18 protein-coding genes are annotated in these 20,326 nt (G+C 34.5%); 15 read left to right on the top strand and 3 right to left on the bottom strand.

What is annotated here, in order from left to right; genetic code table 11:
* Positions 1–80: 80 nt before the first annotated feature.
* The 3 genes from B5X62_RS12210 to B5X62_RS12220 all read left to right on the top strand — a co-directional run bounded on the left by B5X62_RS12210 (position 81) and on the right by B5X62_RS12220 (position 3,340).
* Positions 81–461 (top strand): hypothetical protein, encoded by a 381-nt coding sequence (locus B5X62_RS12210; protein WP_144038377.1) that lies wholly within the window; start codon positions 81–83, stop codon positions 459–461.
* A gap of 68 nt (positions 462–529) precedes the next feature.
* Positions 530–922: a heavy-metal-associated domain-containing protein gene (locus B5X62_RS12215; RefSeq protein ID WP_185116721.1), complete on the top strand. Its 393-nt coding sequence runs from the start codon at positions 530–532 to the stop codon at positions 920–922.
* Between the two features lie 18 nt (positions 923–940).
* On the top strand, positions 941–3,340 hold the full coding sequence (locus B5X62_RS12220) for a TonB-dependent receptor domain-containing protein (protein ID WP_079667716.1): 2,400 nt from the start codon (positions 941–943) through the stop codon (positions 3,338–3,340).
* Positions 3,341–3,424: 84 nt separating this feature from the next.
* On the opposite strand, the gene msrB is transcribed toward B5X62_RS12220, so the two are convergent.
* Together msrB and B5X62_RS12230 are read right to left on the bottom strand one after the other, a co-directional pair.
* A complete protein-coding gene (msrB, locus tag B5X62_RS12225; RefSeq protein WP_245797194.1) occupies positions 3,425–3,853 on the bottom strand; it encodes a peptide-methionine (R)-S-oxide reductase MsrB in 429 nt (142 codons plus the stop codon).
* A gap of 93 nt (positions 3,854–3,946) precedes the next feature.
* A complete protein-coding gene (locus B5X62_RS12230; protein ID WP_079667718.1) occupies positions 3,947–5,305 on the bottom strand; it encodes an acyl-CoA dehydrogenase family protein in 1,359 nt (452 codons plus the stop codon).
* Between the two features lie 218 nt (positions 5,306–5,523).
* Between B5X62_RS12230 and B5X62_RS12235 the strand changes: the two genes are divergently transcribed.
* The 8 genes from B5X62_RS12235 to B5X62_RS12270 all read left to right on the top strand — a co-directional run bounded on the left by B5X62_RS12235 (position 5,524) and on the right by B5X62_RS12270 (position 13,502).
* A complete protein-coding gene (locus tag B5X62_RS12235; RefSeq protein WP_079667719.1) occupies positions 5,524–6,426 on the top strand; it encodes a DUF4349 domain-containing protein in 903 nt (300 codons plus the stop codon).
* A gap of 273 nt (positions 6,427–6,699) precedes the next feature.
* Positions 6,700–8,343, top strand: coding sequence for a glucose-6-phosphate isomerase (gene pgi / locus B5X62_RS12240; protein ID WP_079667720.1), 1,644 nt, complete (start codon positions 6,700–6,702; stop codon positions 8,341–8,343).
* Positions 8,344–8,377: 34 nt separating this feature from the next.
* Positions 8,378–9,262 (top strand): bifunctional 5,10-methylenetetrahydrofolate dehydrogenase/5,10-methenyltetrahydrofolate cyclohydrolase, encoded by an 885-nt coding sequence (locus B5X62_RS12245; RefSeq protein ID WP_079667721.1) that lies wholly within the window; start codon positions 8,378–8,380, stop codon positions 9,260–9,262.
* A complete protein-coding gene (locus B5X62_RS12250; protein WP_079667722.1) occupies positions 9,255–9,887 on the top strand; it encodes a 7-carboxy-7-deazaguanine synthase QueE in 633 nt (210 codons plus the stop codon). Before B5X62_RS12245 ends, B5X62_RS12250 begins: the two co-directional genes overlap by 8 nt.
* 75 nt (positions 9,888–9,962) lie before the next feature.
* Positions 9,963–11,291: an exopolysaccharide biosynthesis polyprenyl glycosylphosphotransferase gene (locus B5X62_RS12255; protein ID WP_245797195.1), complete on the top strand. Its 1,329-nt coding sequence runs from the start codon at positions 9,963–9,965 to the stop codon at positions 11,289–11,291.
* A gap of 27 nt (positions 11,292–11,318) precedes the next feature.
* Positions 11,319–12,071 (top strand): MlaE family ABC transporter permease, encoded by a 753-nt coding sequence (locus B5X62_RS12260; protein ID WP_079667724.1) that lies wholly within the window; start codon positions 11,319–11,321, stop codon positions 12,069–12,071.
* Complete coding sequence (locus B5X62_RS12265) at positions 12,071–12,850, top strand: ABC transporter ATP-binding protein (protein ID WP_079667725.1); 780 nt, start codon at positions 12,071–12,073, stop codon at positions 12,848–12,850. The genes B5X62_RS12260 and B5X62_RS12265 overlap by 1 nt, the downstream gene beginning before the upstream one ends.
* A gap of 13 nt (positions 12,851–12,863) precedes the next feature.
* Positions 12,864–13,502, top strand: coding sequence for an outer membrane beta-barrel protein (locus B5X62_RS12270; RefSeq protein ID WP_079667726.1), 639 nt, complete (start codon positions 12,864–12,866; stop codon positions 13,500–13,502).
* A 32-nt stretch (positions 13,503–13,534) separates the two neighbouring features.
* Here B5X62_RS12270 and B5X62_RS12275 read toward each other — a convergent pair whose 3' ends face one another.
* Entirely contained in the window at positions 13,535–13,852 is a 318-nt protein-coding gene (locus tag B5X62_RS12275; RefSeq protein ID WP_079667727.1) for a hypothetical protein, read from the bottom strand.
* Between the two features lie 296 nt (positions 13,853–14,148).
* Here B5X62_RS12275 and B5X62_RS12280 point away from each other — a divergent pair, with 296 nt between their 5' ends.
* The 4 genes from B5X62_RS12280 to B5X62_RS12295 all read left to right on the top strand — a co-directional run bounded on the left by B5X62_RS12280 (position 14,149) and on the right by B5X62_RS12295 (position 20,255).
* Positions 14,149–16,365, top strand: a complete 2,217-nt coding sequence (locus B5X62_RS12280; RefSeq protein ID WP_079667728.1) for a beta strand repeat-containing protein — start codon at positions 14,149–14,151, stop codon at positions 16,363–16,365.
* A gap of 142 nt (positions 16,366–16,507) precedes the next feature.
* Complete coding sequence (locus B5X62_RS12285) at positions 16,508–17,182, top strand: NUDIX hydrolase (RefSeq protein ID WP_079667729.1); 675 nt, start codon at positions 16,508–16,510, stop codon at positions 17,180–17,182.
* A gap of 107 nt (positions 17,183–17,289) precedes the next feature.
* Positions 17,290–19,266 carry a TonB-dependent receptor gene (locus tag B5X62_RS12290; RefSeq protein ID WP_079667730.1) on the top strand — a complete coding sequence of 659 codons (1,977 nt, stop codon included), beginning with the start codon at positions 17,290–17,292 and terminating at the stop codon, positions 19,264–19,266.
* Positions 19,267–19,268: 2 nt separating this feature from the next.
* A complete protein-coding gene (locus B5X62_RS12295) occupies positions 19,269–20,255 on the top strand; it encodes an AAA family ATPase (RefSeq protein WP_221405229.1) in 987 nt (328 codons plus the stop codon).
* The last annotated feature ends 71 nt before the right edge of the window (positions 20,256–20,326 follow it).

Here is a 20,326-nt window from a genome sequence, read left to right on the forward strand (position 1 = left end):
CTAAACTTTAATAATTTTTAACTAAAACGAATTTTCATCTATTATATTTTTTGTAAGTTTGCAATCAAGTGTTAAAACAAATGTTCAGAAAGTTACTATTTTTCGTTAGTCTGTTCTGTTTGGGAAGTATGGTTTTCCCAATGCAGGTTATCGAACTTTCTATTGCTGATGACACTTGTTGCGAAATGACAACCAACGCTGATGATTGTTGTACAAAACACTCTGAAGAAAAAGACGCTTGTCATACAGACTCCAAATCGGACAACTCCAAAGACTCTTGTCAAGACCATTGTCAGCAATGTCACACTTGTCATAGCTGCTATATGCCGTTATTTTTAACAGATTTTAACGCAAAGAATAGTCTTGCTAATGTTTTTAACACTCAAAAAACTTTTGGGTATTCTTTTAATTTCATTAATAATAATTTCTTTAACATTTGGCAACCGCCCAAAATAGCTTAATTGTATTATCACAGGCTTGAGAAGTATTTTTTCGAGCGAATTTTATTATCAATTAAATTATTTTAAAAATGAAATCTATTATTAAATCTGGGATTTTCATCCTATCTATATTTTTATTTTCAAACTTTTCAGCGCAATCCAAAACAGAAACTTATCGTGTAGAAGGTAATTGTGGCATGTGTAAGGACAACATCGAAACTGCAGCCAAAGCGGATAAAAATGTTGAAACTGCAACTTGGGACAAAAAGTCAAAAGTGTTAACAGTTACTTACAAAACGGCTAATGTTACTTCTAGTACTGTTTTGAAAAACGTTGCTGATGCAGGTTACGACAACCAAGCTTTCCGTGCGGCTAACAAAAAATATTCTTCGTTAGAAGAATGTTGTCAGTACAAGCGTCCAGACAATTCTTCTAAAATGTCTGCGGATTGTGATCCTAACAAAGTTTGTAAATTAAAATAACCTCCGAATTTTTTTCAAATGAAATTTTTAAATAAAAGTGTTCTCACTTTTGTTATGTTGCTATGTTCCATAACAATTTGGGCACAAGAAACTCTTAAAACAGAATCTTTTTACGTGCGAGGAAATTGCATCTCTTGTAAAATACGTATCGAAAAGGCTGCTAAAGACATGGGAACTTCCTCTGTAAATTGGGATGCCAACGAACAAAAAATACATGTCACTTACGATTCTACAAAAACCTCATCGGATAAGATATTAAAGCACATTGCAGATGTTGGTCACGACAATGAGAAATACACGTCGGAAACGAAAGTCTATGACAAACTTCCGAAATGTTGTCTGTATGATCGTAACTTCAAATGGGGCGAAAAAAATCCACTTGTCCACATGGATGAAGAGGAAGAAGCTCCAAAACAAGCCACTAAAACTGAAGATGAACACGCTGGTCATGGGCATGGCAAAGAAGCCAACCAAATTGATGGTGTAACGGTTACAAAAACTAAGGCAGCAACAGCACTTAGCAAAAAAGAAGTTGGTTTGACATTTAATATCGACTCTAAGGAATTATTAAAAGCGGCTTGTTGTAATCTTTCCGAAAGCTTTGAAACCAACGCGACGGTTGACGTTTCGTTTAGCAATGCAGTGACTGGGACTAAACAACTTAAAATGTTAGGTCTTGACCAAAAATACACGAGTTTAACGAAAGAACTTCTACCAGAAATTCGAGGTTTGGCGTCAGCGTATGGACTTAATTTCATTCCTGGAAAATGGATTGGCGGCATCCAACTGACAAAAGGCGGAAGCACAGTTGTTAACGGTTACGAAAGTATTACTGGACAAATCAACACCGAACTTCTAAAATCTCACGACGAAAAATCGGCGACAGAAATCAATCTTTTTGCAGATTTTGAAGGAAGAACAGAAGCCAACATTACGCATACTTCCCCGTTATCAGACCATTGGAATCAAAGTATTTTGCTACACGGCAACGCAACTTTGGGCAATACGGATATGAACAAAGATGGCTTTCTAGATCGTCCAAAAGGCACACAACTTAATGTTACTTACTTATTAAACTATAATGATCTTGACCATTCTGGTTTGGGATCGCACTTCGGTGTTAACTTTTTGCAAGATCAAAGAACTGCAGGACAAGTTGGCTATAACAAAAGACTTTCTCAAAAGGAACAAGATCTTTATGGTGTAGGAATCGACATTTCTAGATTTCAGGTTTGGAATAAAACAGGTTATGTTTTTAAAGGAAAACCTTACCAAAGTTTGGGCTGGATGAATCAATTTACTTATCATCAGCAAGATAGCTTTTTCGGATTTAGAAATTATTTTGGAAAACAATCGACTTTTTATTCCAATTTAATTTTTGAAAGCATTATCGGCAATACCAACCATAAATATAAAGTTGGTGCGAGTTTCTTATTGGATAATTACAACGAAGATTATTTAAACCAAAACATCGAACGTCAAGAGACAGTGCCAGGACTTTTCGCGGAATATACGTTGACTGGGACTAAATATACGTTGGTTGCTGGCGCCAGAGTGGATTTTCATAATTTGGCTGGGACACAATTTACGCCGAGACTTAATTTTAAATATGATATCACGCCTCAAACAATCTTGAGATTATCAGGTGGAAAAGGCTTCCGAACAGCGAATGTTTTTGCAGAAAACCAACAATATTTCGCCTCGAATCGTAAGATCGAAATTATTAACAACGGTGGAAAAATTTATGGTTTAAAACCAGAAATCGCTTGGAACTATGGCATCAGTTTACAACAAGAATTTAGATTATTTAATAGAAAATCTAGCATTGTTGCTGACGTTTTCCGAACAGATTTCCAAGATCAAGTTGTGGTTGACCTTGATCAATCGGCGCACAAAATTTTGTTTTATAACCTTGAAGGAAAATCTTTTGCAACAAGTTTCCAAACGCAATGGGATATCAACGCTGCGAAAAATCTAGATTTCCGTTTGGCTTACAAATATTATGATGTAGCAACCGATTACATCAGTGGTTTGAAGAAAGTACCATTCATGGCGAAACACAGAGCTTTCTTTAATGCAGCTTATGCGACCAACAAATCTGAAAAAGGAGGTTTCTGGAATTTTGATGCAACACTTAATTGGATCGGCGAGCAACGTCTTCCAAATATGGGACACAATACTGCCGCTGGACATTTAGGAAATTATTCAAAACCTTATACAACGCTTAATGCACAGGTTTCGAAAAACTTTACGGATAAAATTAGAGTGTATTTGGGTGGCGAAAACTTAACCAATTACAAACAACACAATGCGATTCTTGATGCGCAAAACCCTTTCGGCAACAACTTTGACGGCGGAATGGTCTATGCTCCAATCATGGGAATCAATATGTATGTTGGTGTAGATTTTAAGTTTTAATATTTTTAAATAAATACAAACCGATTTAAAATAAAAAAGGCTGTTTCGCAATGAAGCAGCCTTTTTGTTTTTTATGGTTTAAATTTAATCTTTTTCAAAATCCAAACTTATGGAATTCATGCAATAACGTGTTCCTGTTGGTGGTGGTCCGTCGTTGAAAACATGTCCCAGATGCGAATCGCAACGCTTGCACAAAACTTCGATACGCTCCATGCCGTGCGAAGAATCTCGTTTATAAATGACACCTTCTTTATCAGCTTCGAAAAAACTTGGCCATCCACAAGAACTTGCAAACTTTGATGTAGAACGGAAAAGGTGATTGCCACAAACCGCACAATAATAGTCGCCAATAGCATCAAAATCGTTATATTTCCCAGTGAAAGGTCTCTCGGTTGCAGCTTCTCGCGCTACCGCATATAAATCGGGGGAAAGAATTTTCTTCCATTCGTCATTGCTGACATTTAATTTAGTTCTATCCGTTCGTGAAAAGTAAGGATTATCTTGATGTTCCATTGTTTTGGTAGTTTTAATAGGTTGTTGTGTTTGACTACAATTAATCAAACTTAAAATTATAAAAAATGAAAAAATATATTTCATATTACAAATTTAGACAAAAGCACTGAAGCCTGTAATAGCTCGACCAACAATTAAAGAGTTAATTTCTTTTGTGCCTTCATAAGAATAAATTGCTTCGGCATCTGCAACAAATCGTGCTACATTATGTTCTAACAAAATCCCGTTACCGCCCATAACTTCACGAGAACGACTTACGATATCCCGCATTCTCATCGTACAAAAAACCTTTGCCAGAGAAGCGTGTTCATCTTTTAAGATTCCTTCATCTTGCATTTCGGAAAGTCGAAAAACCATGGTTTGCATCGCCGTTAGATTGGATAACATTTCCACCAAATGTCCTTGTATCATTTGGAAACTTGCAATCGGTTTACCAAATTGTTTTCTTTCACGCGTATATTCGAGAGCATTTTCGTAGGCACCTCGCGATAAGCCAACAGCCATCCAAGCAACTCCTGCTCTTGTCATTTGCAAAACTTTGGCAGTATCTTTAAAAGAATTGGCGTTTTCTAATTTATTTTCATCGGTAATAAAACAATCCGACAAAGTAATCAAACCATTTTGGACAATACGAAGTGCCATTTTTCCTTTGATTTTTTCGACTGCAAAACCAGGATTATCTTTTTCAACAATAAAACCTTTAACCTCGTCATTATCAACATCACGAGCCCAAATGATAATAACATCTGCAAAGGTTGCGTTTCCAATCCATTTTTTTTGACCATTAAGAATCCAACCGCCTTCCACTTTTTTGCAAGTCGTTGTCAATCCTCCTGCAGCACCAGAACCAACTTCGGGTTCTGTCAATCCAAAAGCGCCAATCTTTTCAAATTTTTGCATAGCGGGAAGCCATTTTTCTTTTTGAGCTTCCGAGCCACACATATAGATTGATCCCATTGACAATCCAGATTGTACACCAAAAAATGTTGCAATTGATGCGTCAACACGTGCCATTTCCATTGCTAAAATTCCTTCCATTAAAAATGGTAAGTTTGGGCAACCATAACCATCGTAAGTCACACCACAAATATTGAGTTCTCTAAATTTCTCAATTAACTGAAACGGAAATTCGTCGTGAAGCCAATAATCGTTAACCAAAGGTTTTACTTCTTTTTCCATAAAAGCACGAACTTTTAACTGAATTTCTCGATGCTCGGGACTTAAGGTGTGATTAACGTCGTAAAAATCGCCATCTATTTCGGGAAGAACTTTTTCTTTTTTGTTAGGATCCATCATCTTCATCATCGCGCCTAATTGTTTTTCACTTAAATGAGAAACATTATTAACCAACTTTGGGAGGTCAACTTTAGAAGAAATTTCAGAAATTTTTTCGATGTCCAAATGACGAAGAAGTTCTATTATATTTTTGAGTTTTGAAAATGTAGAAGACATAAGCTGTGATTTTGAAAAACAAAGAACAAATTTTGTTCCTAAAGTTTAGCATTAATAAGTTTTCAACCAGTACAATTAAAACCATTATATTTTACAAAATACAGATTTTCAATCGTTTAAAATTGTAAACTAAGCTTTACAACTAAAAAACAAAAAACTTACAACAAGAGCACTTCTGTTTGGATTTAGCTTTATCACAATTCTAAAATCCAAATATTATGAAATCAATTATTAAAATCTCAATCGCAGCAGCTTTTATTAGTTTAAGTGTTATCTCATGCGCTAAACACGAAACAGGAGAAGCTTCCACAATGGAAATGTCTAAAGCCGAAATGGCAACTACAGATAGCGCTTCTGTTGCGGCATCTCAACAAGTTGAAGGTAAGAAATTCATTAAAACTGCCAACATTGATATGGAAGTTAAGAACGTCTACGATGCTTCTGTTGCTATCGAAAAATCTTTGGTTAAATTGGGTGGTTTTGTTACGAAAAGTCAAATGAAAGCGCAAACGGTTTCAGAACGAACATTCAACACGTCTGATACTGAAGCGACTTTAGTTCGAAAATATCAAAATGAAAACACGATGCAAGTTCGGGTTCCGACTGAATTTTTAGGAGATTTTTTAAATGAAATTAATCAAAATAAATTGTTTCTAAATGCAAGAATTATCAATGCAGATGATGTTACCGCAAATATCGCTTTAGCAAAACTAGATGCGCAACGTCAACAAAAGAACGAAGAAAACATCAATCAACTGAAAGCCAACAAAGATAAAGTTGAACTAGCTGACGACAATTATCGTGAAGCCAACGATCAAAAAGTTGCCAACATCAATATTGCTGACCAACTAAAATACAGCACAGTTGATATTTATCTAAAAGAACCAAATGTTAGTGTTGCACAAATCCCAATTGCAAACACGCAAAACTATGATAATCAATTCAAAAGCAACTTCGGATTCGAATTAAAAAATGCTTTGGTCGAAGGTTTTTATATGATTCAACAGATTGTAGTTTTCTTGGTTTCTATTTGGCCAATTTTACTAATAATTGCTGGTTTAATTTATTTAAACAAAAAGAAATTCTTCTTGAATCGTTTTTCGAAAGAGCAAAAATCATAATAAAAGTTCCGTCTACCAAGGCGGAATTTTTTAATTAAAATAAACCACAAAAGTTATCTAATTTTAAAGATACAATAACCTAAACATAGTCCATAAAAGCATTTGATGATCTATTTTAAGTTAAAGCTTTTGTCGCAAATCCATTTCTTTTGTGGTTAATAGACTTTTATTGTTAAAATTCATCTTTTGAAAAAATGAAATTAAAAGCACAAAAATCTGCAAGCTCATCCGACGAATTTTCAGTAAATTTGTAGATTAAAAACATTTGTGATTATGCTTCCAAAAATTAATCCATCTCATACCAAAGCTTGGGAAGACTTAGAAAGTCATTTCGCAAACAACGATTTTGAATTGAGAACACTTTTCAAATACAATCCAGAACGCTTCAAAGAGTTTTCTCTTGAAACGGAAGATTTGCTTTTTGATTACTCGAAAAACCTTATCGATTCGCGCACTTTGGATTTGTTGTTAAAATTAGCAGAAGAGACGCAATTAAAGGAAGCCATCGGACAAATGTTCTCTGGTGAAAAAATCAACGAAACTGAAAACAGAGCCGTTCTGCATACTGCTTTGCGCGATTTTTCGGAAACACCAATTTTGGTAGATGGCGAAAACATTAAACCAGCTATCAAAAAAGTTTTGAACCAAATGAAAGCTTTTTCAGAAAAAGTAATTTCTGGCGAACACAAAGGCTTTTCAGGAAAAGAAATTACGGATGTTGTCAACATCGGAATCGGCGGTTCAGACCTTGGTCCAGTAATGGTTTGCTCAGCGCTGAAGCATTTTAAAACACGTTTGGATGTTCATTTTGTTTCAAATGTTGATGGCAATCACATCGCTGAAGTTGTTAAAAACTTAAATCCAGAAACGACTTTATTTATTATCGCTTCTAAAACATTTACCACGCAAGAAACAATGACCAATGCTCAGTCTGCGAAAGATTGGTTCTTGAAATCTGGAGCAAATGAAGCTGATGTTGCTAAGCATTTTATTGCGCTTTCTACAAATACAGAAAAAGTTAATGAATTCGGAGTTTTAGCCGAAAATACTTTTGAGTTTTGGGATTGGGTTGGCGGTCGTTACTCACTTTGGAGTGCGATTGGATTAAGCATTGTTTTAGCAGTTGGTTATGAAAATTTCGAACAACTTTTGAAAGGTGCCGAAGCAACAGATATTCATTTTAAAACTAAAGATTTTAAAGAAAATATTCCTGTATTAATGGGACTTTTGGGGATTTGGTACCGAAATTTTTACGCAGCAGGAACATACGCTATTTTACCTTATTCTCAATATCTTGATCGTTTTGCAGCTTATCTGCAACAAGGCGACATGGAAAGCAACGGGAAATCGGTGGACAGAAATGGTGATTTTGTAGAATATGAAACGGGGCCTATTATTTGGGGTGAACCTGGAACAAACGGACAGCACGCATTTTATCAATTAATCCATCAAGGCACGGAATTGATTCCATCAGATTTTATCGCGTTTTCAAAATCATGTAATGATGTCTCTAATCATCAAGATAAACTCATAGCCAACTTTTTCGCTCAAACGGAAGCTTTAGCATTTGGAAAAACAGAAGAAGAAGTTTTAGCAGAATTAGAGAATCAAGGTCTTTCTGAAGAAGATATTGAAAAGCTTATCAATTATAAAATATTTGTTGGAAACACGCCAACTAACTCTATATTAATCAAAGAATTAACCCCTTACACTTTAGGACAATTGATTGCTTTTTACGAGCATAAGATTTTTGTACAAGGTGTCATTTGGAATGTGTTCAGCTTTGACCAATTTGGTGTTGAGTTAGGAAAAGTTTTAGCCAACAAAATCCTACCTGAATTAAAAGATAATCAAGACATTACAAATCACGACTCTTCAACCAATGGTTTGATAAATTTCTATAAAAAATCGAAGTAAAAAGAATCTAATATAAAAGTAAAAAGAAAGAAAAATGGCGCAAATCTTAGACGGACTAAAAGTCTCAAAAGAAATTAAACAAGAAATCCGCGAGGAGGTCGAAAAAATTTTGGCTAGCAAAAGACGTGCTCCACACTTAGTTGCCATTTTAGTTGGTAACAATGGCGCAAGTAAAGCTTATGTCAATAGCAAAGTGAAAGATTGTGAGGAAGTTGGTTTTAGTTCAAGTTTAATCAAATTCCCAAGTACAGTTTCTGAAGCTGAACTTTTAGAAAAAATTGATGAACTTAACAAATCAAAAGCGGTCGATGGTTTTATTGTTCAATTACCTTTACCAAAGCAAATTGACCAAGAAAAAATCATTATGGCAATTGATCCTAGAAAGGATGTGGATGGTTTTCACCCAGAAAATTTCGGGAAAATGGCTTTAGAAATGGACACATTTTTACCAGCAACCCCTTTTGGAATTTTGACTTTGCTAGAGCGCTACAATATTGAAACAAAAGCAAAAAATTGTGTAATTATTGGTCGTAGTCGCATCGTTGGAAAACCAATGAGCATTTTGATGGGGAGAAAAGATTTTCCAGGGAATTCGACTGTGACGTTGACGCATTCTTACACACAACATATAGAAGAATATACTAAAAAAGCAGATATCGTGATTACCGCTCTAGGCGATCCTCATTTTTTAAAAGGTGATATGATCAAAGAAGGCGCTGTAATTATTGACGTTGGTATTACACGTGTTGACGACAACTCAGAAAAAGGTTACCATCTTGCAGGCGACGTAGACTTTGATAGTTGCGCTGCTAAGGCAAGTTGGATAACGCCAGTACCAGGTGGTGTTGGTCCCATGACACGAGCGATGTTAATGAAAAACACGATTATCGCTTACAAAACTTCAGTTTATAATGACTAAAGAACAAGAAGATTTATTATTAAAAGAAGGTAAAATGCTCCCAGTGATGGAGCATTTTTACACTATTCAAGGAGAAGGATTTCATGCTGGTAAGGCAGCTTATTTTATTAGATTAGGTGGTTGCGATGTTGGCTGTCATTGGTGTGATGTTAAGGAAAGTTGGGATCCGACACTTCATCCATTAATGTCAACCGAAGAAATCGCGGAAACCGCAGCCAAATATTGTAAAACTATAGTATTAACTGGTGGCGAACCCTTGATGTGGAATTTAGATTTATTAACATCTAAATTAAAATCACTCGGTTGCACCATTCATATCGAAACTTCTGGCGCTTATCCAATGTCGGGACAATTGGATTGGATTACATTGTCTCCTAAAAAAACAGGCTTACCATTAGATGATATCTACAAAGTAGCTAACGAATTGAAAGTCATCGTATTTAACAACAATGATCTAAAATTCGCTGAAGAACAAGCCGCAAGGGTAAATCCTAACTGCGAATTGTTTTTACAAAGTGAATGGAGTAAAAAAGATGCTAATTATCCGAAGATAACCGACTTTATATTGGAACATCCAGAATGGCGTTCCTCAATCCAAACGCATAAATACTTAAATATTCCTTAAAAAAAATATTATATTAGCGGATTGATTACAATGTAGATGCAAAAACTCCGATATTCTCGATATTTTAAAAGCCTTATGATACTATTAGATATGATTCTAGTAGCATCTGTTTTTGTGATATTTTATTATCGAAATTTTGAATGGAAATACGACTCAGTTGAGATTGAGCAAAATCTACTTTCTACAGCATTACTATGTTTATTTTGGATACTATTGAGTGGCCGTACTCGATTATACCACGTCCCAAGAAGCCTAACATTTACTAGTTACCTTGAGAGGATTATTGTTCACATCTTCATTTTCTTTTTGGGTGTCATTCTATTAGGAAAGGTAAGTAATAACGAATTTTTAAAAACAGAACGTTTCTATCTTGCTGGCTTTATGCTTCTGGTAATGATACCTTTTAAAAGTTTGGTTTTTTCTCTTTTAAAATACATTAGAACTTTAGGGAAAAATCACCGAAACGTCATGTTAATTGGAGAAAGTACATCAACTGAAATCTTAAAAGAAATCATAGAAACTAGACCTGATTATGGTTATAAAATTTATGATTATCCTCATTCTAAAATTGATATTAACGAGTTAATAACTTTTTGGAAGAAAGAAGGAATCCATACTGTTTTTCTCCCTTCTGAAAATTGTTTAGAAGCAGATTTAGAAAGAAAAATATTTCTTGCTGCTGAAAGTAACAAAGTCATTATTTCATTAGTGCCGAATATCATCCAGAATAATTTTTTTGAATACGATATTAACTATATTGTAACTCTACCCGTTTTAACGCCGACTAAATATCCTTTGGATTATTTCACGAATGCATTATTAAAGAGATGTTTTGATATTGTCTTTTCAGTAGTTGTTTTATTCGGGGTTTGCTCTTGGTTATTTCCTATTATTGCTATTTTAATAAAGTTAGACAGTAAAGGTTCTATCTTTTTTAAACAAAAGCGTTATGGTTTTCATGAAGAAATTTTTGAATGTTGGAAGTTCCGCACAATGGTCAACAATGCAGATTCCACAACCAAAACAACAGAAGTTGGTGATAAACGCATTACTAAACTTGGAAAATTTCTTCGAAAATCCAGCATCGACGAACTGCCCCAATTTATTAATGTTTTTAAAGGCGAAATGTCTGTTATCGGACCACGACCACACATGCTTTTAGTTGACGAATTTTACAAACCAAAGATTAGTCGTTACAGCATTCGAAGTCTTGTAAAGCCAGGAATAACGGGACTTGCGCAAGTCAATGGACTACGTGGTGATGATGGCGATATGAACATCCAAATGAAAAAAAGAGCACTTGCCGACGCTTTTTATGTGAAAAACTGGAGTTTTAGCCTAGATTTTGTTATTATTCTCAAAACCATATACTTGGTAATTGTTGGAGATAAAAATGCACGATAATCTCCGCAAAAAGTTTAATTTTACAAAATGTTTAGAAGATTATTTAAGGCAATAGGCGAATACGTTCTCTTGTTAGGAAAAGTAATAAGCAAACCGCAAAAAATGCAGGTTTTCATGAAGCTACTCATGAGAGAAATATACGACCTAGGCGTTAATTCGTTTGGATTGGTACTTTTCACATCTTTCTTCGTGGGCGCAGTTGTAGCCATCCAGATGTTTAACAACTTCTCTGCTTCTAGTTTTCCGATTCCTTTATCATTTATTGGATATGCAACAAAGGTTGTCTTAATCCTCGAGTTTTCACCAACGATTATTTCGGTAATTCTTGCGGGTAAAGTAGGATCATATATCGCATCAAGTATTGGTACAATGCGTGTTACAGAGCAGATCGACGCACTAGATATTATGGGTGTTAACTCTCCTAATTTTTTGATTTTACCTAAAATTTTTGCGAGCGTTATTTTTAATCCTTTATTAATTGCAATAAGTATTGCTGTAGGTATTTGGGGTGGACATATTGCTGGTATCGTTACTAAAAACTGGACAGAAGCAGATTATATTACTGGTATCCAAATGTATATGCCTTCATTCTTTATTTGGTATGCATTTTTGAAAACTGCAGTTTTTGCTTTTTTAATTGCCACAATTCCTGCTTATTTTGGATATAATGTAAAAGGAGGTTCACTAGAAGTTGGTCGTGCAAGTACGCAGGCGGTTGTTTGGACAATCGTATCAATTATTATTTGTGACTTATTATTAACCCAAATGCTTTTAAGCTAATGATAGAAGTTAAAGATTTAAAAAAGAGCTTTGACGGAACTGAAGTTCTTAAAGGTATTACTACAACTTTTGAAACAGGAAAAGTTAATCTCATTATCGGACAAAGTGGTTCTGGGAAAACGGTTTTCCTAAAAAGTTTACTTAATGTATATCAACCTACAAGTGGCGCTATTTTATTTGATGGTCGTAACATTGTTGATATGTCTCGTGACGAAAAACAATTATTAAGATCAGAAATAGGAACAGTTTTCCAAGGAAGTGCGCTTTTTGACTCGATGACTGTTGAGGAGAATATACAATTCCCGCTAGATATGTTTACGAATATGACTTTCCGTGAGAAGAAACGTAAAGTTTTACAAGTAATTGGTCGTGTTAATCTACAAAATGCCAATAGAAAATTCCCGTCAGAGATTTCTGGTGGAATGCAAAAACGTGTTGCCATCGCGAGAGCAATTGTCAACAATCCGAAGTATCTTTTTTGTGACGAACCTAACTCTGGTCTTGATCCTTATACATCTAATGTTATCGATGATCTTTTAATGGAAATTACAAAAGAATACAACACTACAACCATCATTAATACCCACGATATGAACTCGGTAATGACCATTGGAGAAAAGATTTTGTATCTTCGTCTCGGTGTTAAAGAATGGGAAGGCAATAAAGATATTTTGGCCACAGCTAAGAATAAAAACTTAATTGACTTCGTTTACTCATCAGAATTGTTCAAGCAATTAAGACACTTTATGCTTGAAAATGATCAAACAAGTTTAACGTAAAATTTATATATTCATGAAAAAATTAATCACAGCGATGGCAATGTTTGCAAGTGTTGCAGCATTTTCGCAAGTTACATTAGGAGCGAGAGCTAACCTTTTGTTCAATACATCTTCAGCAAAATGGAAGGATATTAAAAACACAGCTTCTAATGCTTGGGAAAGCAACGGAAAGAGCAACACTGGATTTAATTTTGGTCTTTCTGCTAAAATTAATCTTCCTGTAACTTCTCTTTTTGTAATGCCAGAAATCTATTACACAAGTATCAAAAACTCCGTTGAAGTTAATGATCCTGTTGCTGGTAAAAATATAGAACTTGAAGCTAAAAACGATAGAATAGACATTCCTGTTTTATTAGGTTATAACCTAATGGGAGAAACTTTGAGTGCTTTTGTTGGTCCTGTTTTTTCAGTTAACACTTCAAAAGACAATAAGTTTGAGAACTTTACAGAATCTGAAGCTAAAGACTTTGGTGTTGGTTACCAATTTGGTGCAAATGTAACACTTAAGAAATTCGTTATTAATGCAAGATACGAAGGAGCCTTCTCTAAAGATGAAAGAAAATTCATCAATTCAGTTGGAGGTAGCAATACAGAGATTAACTATGACAATAGACCAAGCTTCTTTATCCTAGGTTTGGGTTACAATTTCTAGTAAAAAAATTTAATTAAATAAAAAGAGCAGAATTACAAATAATTCTGCTCTTTGTTTTGTTGTTTAGCCGCCTCTTCCTGTTCTTTAGCCAAAGCTTGTTGTTGCTTTTCAAGCTCTAACTTATCTTTTTGTAATTGCTTGTAAGCTTTTCTACGCTCATCTTCCTTTATAGCGCTTCCCTTACTCACATAACCAACAATCCCTCCGATTATCAAACCCAAACCGACACCAGCCATTACTCCCATAAAGTGGGAAAGTTTCATTTCTCCTACAGAAAAATTGGTTGTTGCGTAAAATAGTAAAGCTGCAATCCCAAATAGGACTAATCCTATAATTGTTAAACTTCTCATAGTTTTATTTTTTGTGTTTTAAGATACAAATTTAAGAATGCATCTTGTAAAAATTATAATTTTTGAAAAAGCTTTTGAAAAAAAATTTAGAACAAATATGAACTAAATTTTAATAATAATGCAAAATACCCAACATAACACAAAGTTACAATGCGTATACAAAATAAATCACAACTTATTGATTAATAAAACAATACAAATAATCTAATAGCGTCACATTTAAAAAAACCAAGATTTTCAATGATAAAATAATTCTTTATTTTTTAGTTTTGCATAAAATTTAATACAAATTGATCATGAAAAAAAGAATTCTAAGCATTGCCTTATTATGTTCATTTTTATTTGCTTCAGCACAAGTTGGGATCGACACGACAGCGCCCTATTCAACATTGCATGTACGCGAAAAACGTAATACAGCAAACACCAATACAGCAACTGCAAAGGATGGTATTATCCCACCATCTTTGACAAAGAAAGAACTTTCGCTTAAAGCATCGGGTACTTATAGTAGCTCGCAAAATGGAGCCATGGTTTTCGTGACTGATGTGTCATTAGCAACCATTGCAACAGATCCAAGTTTTGCCCAAGTTTCTAATATTGATTCAGCTGGATACTATTATTATAGCTCAACTGCAAACAAATGGATTAAATTAACGCCTAATGTTCCTATTCAAGATTTACGCATGCTTACAAACAATAACCATGTAACTCAAGATGCTGGATTCGGAAGCAATGGAACATCTTTAGGAACTGGAACAGATAATATTGCCATCGGGAAAGACGGTCAAAAATCTATTACTACGGGAACCAGAAACATCTCCTTAGGTACCAACGTCTTAAGTTCTAACACTACTGGCAACAGTGCAATCGGTATTGGTTACAATGCCTTATCAAAAGTAATTGCTACAACTAGTGCAACCGCACCTATAGCGATTGGTGAAAGCGCTTTGCAAAACCTTACTTCTGGTGACTCTATGTTAGCGATTGGCAACAATGCTTTATCAACGTTTACTAACGGAGGACACTACTCTATTGCAATTGGCAATAACGCACTTGCAGCAAACAACAATAGTTGGAACACCGCCGTTGGAGTAAACTCTTTACAAAGTGCAACTGGCAGTAATAATTCCGCATTTGGATATCGCACCGGAACTTCAATGACCACAGGTGTAAACAACACATATATTGGCGCCTCGACTGCAGTATTTCTTAAATCTAGCGTTGATCATAATCAAAATACATTTGTAGGATCGCAAATCACACAAAATACATCAGGAACTACACCTGGTTTTGATGTCAAATATGATGGAGTATCGGCTTTAGGAGCAACCTCCCTACAAAAGCTACCAACGACTTTAAATGCTATTAGCCAATCGAGTTTTTTAGGAACAAATGCTACTGTAGCACCATCCTACACAGAAACAAGTCTAAACTTCGGAACAGCAATTGGGGCGCAAGCTAAAGTGGGCGCAAGTAATTCAATTGTCTTAGGAAGACTACCAAATTCTACGTTAGACAATAATGGTATACCAACTACCAATCCTCAAGATAATGTAGGCATCGGTGTAATTGCACCAACAAATGCTTTACATGTCAAAACTACAGCGACAGCCGACCCTGTAAGAATCGAAGGTTTACAAGCAGAAACAGGAACTACAAATAATGTTCTTGTTGTCGATGGAACAGGTGTTATAAAAACTGCTAGTCGTAATAGCATGTCTGGTGGAGCTACAGTTACCGCTAGTAATGGATTGACTAAGTCTACAAATGATATACAACTTGGTGGCCCATTGTCAAAAGCGACAACAATTGCGCAAGGCGCTAATCCTATAGCTTTTACAAGTACAGCAACCAACGCATTCTCAGTAGATGGAAGTACATTATCGGTTGATGCAGCTAACCATCGTGTGGGTATTGGTACGACAACACCTGCTCAAAAACTACATGTTTCATCTGGTAATGTTCAAATTAATGACATTAATACAAACATTGGTACTTCTGGGACTGATAGACAGGTAGTAGCTGACGCTAACGGAGTACTAAAAACTATTAATTTTGGCAATTATACAGTTTTCCATGCACAATTAAAAGCAACCCAATCAATTCCAGCCAATACTGTTACAACACTTTTATATAATTCTCCAGTAACCAACTCAGGTCTTTACTCCTATAACACCGATACTGGGATACTAACCTTTAATGAATCTGGAAATTATCTTATAACGATGCAGGCTGGTTTCGCTGGCTTACAAGAAAAATCACAGCTGGTATTAGGGATTAGAACAATTACGACAGATGTATACTTAGGAAGAGGCAGTCATTATAATGCTGTACCAACAAGTACTGCATTAGGCGAATTAATGTCTTATACAACAATGCTTCAGGTTACAAGTGGTCAACAGATCAAATTTACTGCAGTCGTAAATATTGGAACTACCAATACTGTTCTAAAAGATGAAACAGGTGGTACTGGAAGTGGCAATGTCACTAATGTTACAATTCAAAAAATATAAATTTAATATAAGAGATTAAGCATATTGTTTAATCTCTTTTTTTTACATTATAAAAATTTTGAAAGTAAATATAGTAAAAAAACAACCTAGAATTGATATAACTATTCTTATAAACCTATCTTTGTGTTAAAATAACGCAAAAATGCAAAATATAAAAGTAGCCGTTGATGCTGTTGTATTTGGATATTTCGAAAATAAAGAATTGCATATTCTTTTAATTAAAAGAAATATAGAACCTTTTCTCGACTCTTGGGCATTACCTGGTGGTTTAGTAAAAAACGAAGAAACTTTGGAGGAAGCTATTTCTCGGGAACTTCACGAGGAAACTGGTGTTAAAACAACCTTCATTGAACAGCTATACACATTTGGAGAACTCGATCGGGATCCTAGAAATCGCGTTATTTCGGTGGCTTATCTTGGTCTTGTTAATCCAAAATCATACGACCTTAAAGCTTCCACAGATGCATCGGACGCACAATGGTTTAGTATTAATAATCTTCCCAATCTCGCATTCGATCACTTAACGATTGTTACAAAAGCCTTAGAGCGTCTACGAACTAAAATCCAATATCAACCAATTGGTTTCAATCTTTTAAAAACAGAATTTGCATTTTCGGATCTAGAAAGTCTTTATCAAAGTATTTTAGGAAGAGACGTTGATCGTCGTAATTTCAGAAAAAAAATAATGAGTTACAATCTCTTAATCGAAACCAAGAATTTAAGAAAAGAAGGAAGCGGTAGACCGGCTAAACTATTTCAATTTAACCAAGAGAAATATCAGAGCTTGGAACAACAAGGCTTTTATTTCGAAGTTTAATTTTACATATTGATTTTCAGTATTTTAAACATTTGCGTAAAATAAACATTAATTAAAATTTTGAAAGTTAAAAAATCAATTATACATTTGTGTAAAATTAACACAAAATGAAACATTTAATCATAATCCTAATTTTATTTGCTGCTATTCAAACTAATGCTCAAAAACAAGATAGCATCCAAAATATTGACAGTATTGTTATTATAAGCCAAGCCAAAAAGTTAGATGCAGTCAATTACCTCAATTATCTTCCACAAAAAGATGTACAGAATAACGGTACAGAACTTCCCTTTCTTATCAATAAACTTCCTGCTGTAACCGCCTATTCGGACACTGGCAGCAACAACGGATATTCTTATTACAGAATTCGAGGCATCGATCAAACACGTGTTAATGTTAACTTCGAAGGCGCTCCCATGAACGAGCCAGAAGATCAAGGTGCTTATTTTTCTAATTTCCCTGATTTTTTTAATTCCGTTGATTTTTTACAAATTCAGAAAGGCATTGGACTCAGCAAAAACGGAACAGCCAGTTATGGTGGAAGTTTACAAATTAGTGCACCAAATCTTCATCAAAGAGCATTAGAATTTGGGACAAATTATGGTTCTTACAATGCATTTCGAGCTTATGCTAAATACACTTCGGGATTGATAAAAAATAAGGCAATCCACGTAAGAGTTAGCGAAATTTACAACGGAGGTTACAAGTATAACTCGACCAATCATGGACAATCTGCAATGATAAGCGCAGGCATTTTTAATCCGAAATCTACGTGGAAATTCAACACAGTTATCGGAAATCAAAATAACGATTTGGCTTGGCTAGGCGTTACCAAAGAACAAATTGATAAGGATCCTCGTACCAATGCGAATAGAAACGAAAAAGATCATTTCTTCCAGAGTTTTTTCCAATTATTAAATCAGATTAAACTTGGGCAAAATACAACTTGGCAAAATGCGGTTCATTACACATTTCTAAAAGGAAATTATGACTTTAATCTCAACAATTTTATCGGACTTCCAGAAGATGCTGAAATCTACAACTATGGTTTCCAATCTAACTTTGGCGGTTTTTATTCTAATTTAGAAACAAAATGGAATCACTTAAAAATACAAACTGGACTTAATGCCAATTGGTATAATCGCGACCTTATTTTTACAGAAAAGCAATTAGGTGAACTCTATGAAAATACTGGTTATAAAAACGATTTTAGCGCCTTTGTAAAAGCAGATTATCACTGGGAAAAAATAAAAATTTCTGGAAGTCTTCAATACCGTCATGCAAAATTCTTTTACAAAGGTGACGCAGAACTTACACCGTTAGAATGGGATTTTCTAAACCCAAAATTCGGAATAACTTATAGCCTAAAACCAAATCAAGAACTATATTTCAGTCTAGGAAAAGTTGGAAGAGAACCTACCAGAAACGATATTTTTGCAGGAAATGATAATTTATCTCTTGACGAGAATAATGAATTAATTTTGGGTACGACAACACCAGAATATGTTACAGATTATGAGTTTGGATACCGATATTTTAGCAATAATCTAAAAATATCAGCGAATCTTTTTTACATGAAATTTAAAGATGAAATTGTTTTAAACGGACAATTTGGACCCAACGGAATTGCACTAACCAACAAAGTGGACAAAAGTTACAGAATGGGACTTGAGTTGTCAGCTGATTATAAGCTTAATGACAATTGGATGCTATCAAATAACAGCTCTTGGATGTCTTCAAAAATCAAACAAAGCACTGAAAGTTTTACTCCAATACTAACACCAAAATTAATTGTAAATCAAGAAATTAAATACGTAAAAAATGCTTTGCAATTACAAGCAAGTTATCGTTATCAAGCTACATCTTTTATTAATTTTGCGAATGATAAAAAAATCCCATCTTATCAGCTTGTAAACGCTGCCGCATTCTACAATTTTACAAAATGGGAAGTTGGTATTCTTGTCAATAATATTTTTAATAATATATATTTTAATCACGCTTACGTTGAGGCGGATGGCACGGCAAAATACTTCGTGCAAATGCTAATAAACTTTATGATAAGTGTTAAATATAAAGCATTCTAATTATGAAAGCCTTCGTATTTGGGAAGTTTTACCCGTTCCATTTGGGACACAAAGCTTTGATAGATTTTGCTTTACAAAACAATGATTTTGTAGAAGTTATGGTTTGCACAGAACAAAATGAACAACTTTCTGGCGAACTCAGAAAAAGTTGGATTGACGAAAGCTTTTCTAATAACAAACGCCTAAAAGTTATTGTGTTCAACTACAAAGAAGAAGATTACGCCAATACTTCTGAAGCTTCTTGGGAAGTTTCTAAACAATGGAGCGAAGTTTTTAAAACTTATTTTCCTGATTTTGAAAAAGTTGTCACATCTGAGCCTTATGGAGAAATGATTGCTGAATTAATGAATATTCAACACCAACTATTTGATATTAAACGACTTGAACATCATATTTCCGCTTCTGAAATCCGAGCTAACATTTACAAACATTGGGAATTTTTACCGAGGGCTGTTCAAAAGTATTTTTCTTTAAAAATCGTCTTGCTAGGAACCGAAAGCACTGGCAAAACCACACTTACCGAAAGACTAGCAAAACATTATAATTGTAATTTTGTTTTGGAAGCAGGACGAGATATTGTCGATGATTCTAAAGATTTCGAATTTAATGATCTTTCAAGAATATATCTTGAACATTACAAACGAATTAAATCATCTAGTCTAAACAATTACTTAAACATCATTGATACAGATTTTCACATTACAGAATCTTATTCAGAATTCATTTTTAATAAAAAATTAAATATTCCTAATTATATAAAAGCTGAACAAAAGGCCAATCTTTATTTATATCTTTCAGCAGATGCACCTTACTTTCAAGACGGAACTCGACTCAACAAATCTGACCGAAATGCCCTCGATATTCATCATCGAAAACACCTCGCTAAATCAAACATTAGCTTCATCGAAATTTCTGGAAATTGGCAAGAACGATTCGAAAAAAGCGTCCAACTCATTGATCAACTCATTTTGGAAAACTCTAAAATTTAGGTTTAAATAAGATTATAACATTGGTCATAAAAGAAATTACTTCTTAAATTTGAGTTCGAAATCAGATTTCT

Source organism: Soonwooa buanensis (genome assembly GCF_900167905.1).
Classification (GTDB): domain Bacteria; phylum Bacteroidota; class Bacteroidia; order Flavobacteriales; family Weeksellaceae; genus Soonwooa; species Soonwooa buanensis.

What these genes read in the sequence shown, in the direction of transcription:
- B5X62_RS12260 (WP_079667724.1), top strand. Translation starts at nt 11,319, where the DNA reads ATGTTTAGAAGATTATTTAAGGCAATAGGCGAATACGTTCTCTTGTTA.
- msrB (WP_245797194.1), bottom strand. Translation starts at nt 3,853, where the DNA reads ATGGAACATCAAGATAATCCTTACTTTTCACGAACGGATAGAACTAAA.
- B5X62_RS12265 (WP_079667725.1), top strand. Translation starts at nt 12,071, where the DNA reads ATGATAGAAGTTAAAGATTTAAAAAAGAGCTTTGACGGAACTGAAGTT.
- B5X62_RS12285 (WP_079667729.1), top strand. Translation starts at nt 16,508, where the DNA reads ATGCAAAATATAAAAGTAGCCGTTGATGCTGTTGTATTTGGATATTTC.
- B5X62_RS12255 (WP_245797195.1), top strand. Translation starts at nt 9,963, where the DNA reads ATGATACTATTAGATATGATTCTAGTAGCATCTGTTTTTGTGATATTT.
- B5X62_RS12250 (WP_079667722.1), top strand. Translation starts at nt 9,255, where the DNA reads ATGACTAAAGAACAAGAAGATTTATTATTAAAAGAAGGTAAAATGCTC.
- B5X62_RS12210 (WP_144038377.1), top strand. Translation starts at nt 81, where the DNA reads ATGTTCAGAAAGTTACTATTTTTCGTTAGTCTGTTCTGTTTGGGAAGT.
- B5X62_RS12230 (WP_079667718.1), bottom strand. Translation starts at nt 5,305, where the DNA reads ATGTCTTCTACATTTTCAAAACTCAAAAATATAATAGAACTTCTTCGT.
- B5X62_RS12280 (WP_079667728.1), top strand. Translation starts at nt 14,149, where the DNA reads ATGAAAAAAAGAATTCTAAGCATTGCCTTATTATGTTCATTTTTATTT.
- B5X62_RS12220 (WP_079667716.1), top strand. Translation starts at nt 941, where the DNA reads ATGAAATTTTTAAATAAAAGTGTTCTCACTTTTGTTATGTTGCTATGT.
- B5X62_RS12270 (WP_079667726.1), top strand. Translation starts at nt 12,864, where the DNA reads ATGAAAAAATTAATCACAGCGATGGCAATGTTTGCAAGTGTTGCAGCA.
- B5X62_RS12295 (WP_221405229.1), top strand. Translation starts at nt 19,269, where the DNA reads ATGAAAGCCTTCGTATTTGGGAAGTTTTACCCGTTCCATTTGGGACAC.
- B5X62_RS12235 (WP_079667719.1), top strand. Translation starts at nt 5,524, where the DNA reads ATGAAATCAATTATTAAAATCTCAATCGCAGCAGCTTTTATTAGTTTA.
- B5X62_RS12215 (WP_185116721.1), top strand. Translation starts at nt 530, where the DNA reads ATGAAATCTATTATTAAATCTGGGATTTTCATCCTATCTATATTTTTA.
- B5X62_RS12275 (WP_079667727.1), bottom strand. Translation starts at nt 13,852, where the DNA reads ATGAGAAGTTTAACAATTATAGGATTAGTCCTATTTGGGATTGCAGCT.
- B5X62_RS12290 (WP_079667730.1), top strand. Translation starts at nt 17,290, where the DNA reads ATGAAACATTTAATCATAATCCTAATTTTATTTGCTGCTATTCAAACT.
- pgi (WP_079667720.1), top strand. Translation starts at nt 6,700, where the DNA reads ATGCTTCCAAAAATTAATCCATCTCATACCAAAGCTTGGGAAGACTTA.
- B5X62_RS12245 (WP_079667721.1), top strand. Translation starts at nt 8,378, where the DNA reads ATGGCGCAAATCTTAGACGGACTAAAAGTCTCAAAAGAAATTAAACAA.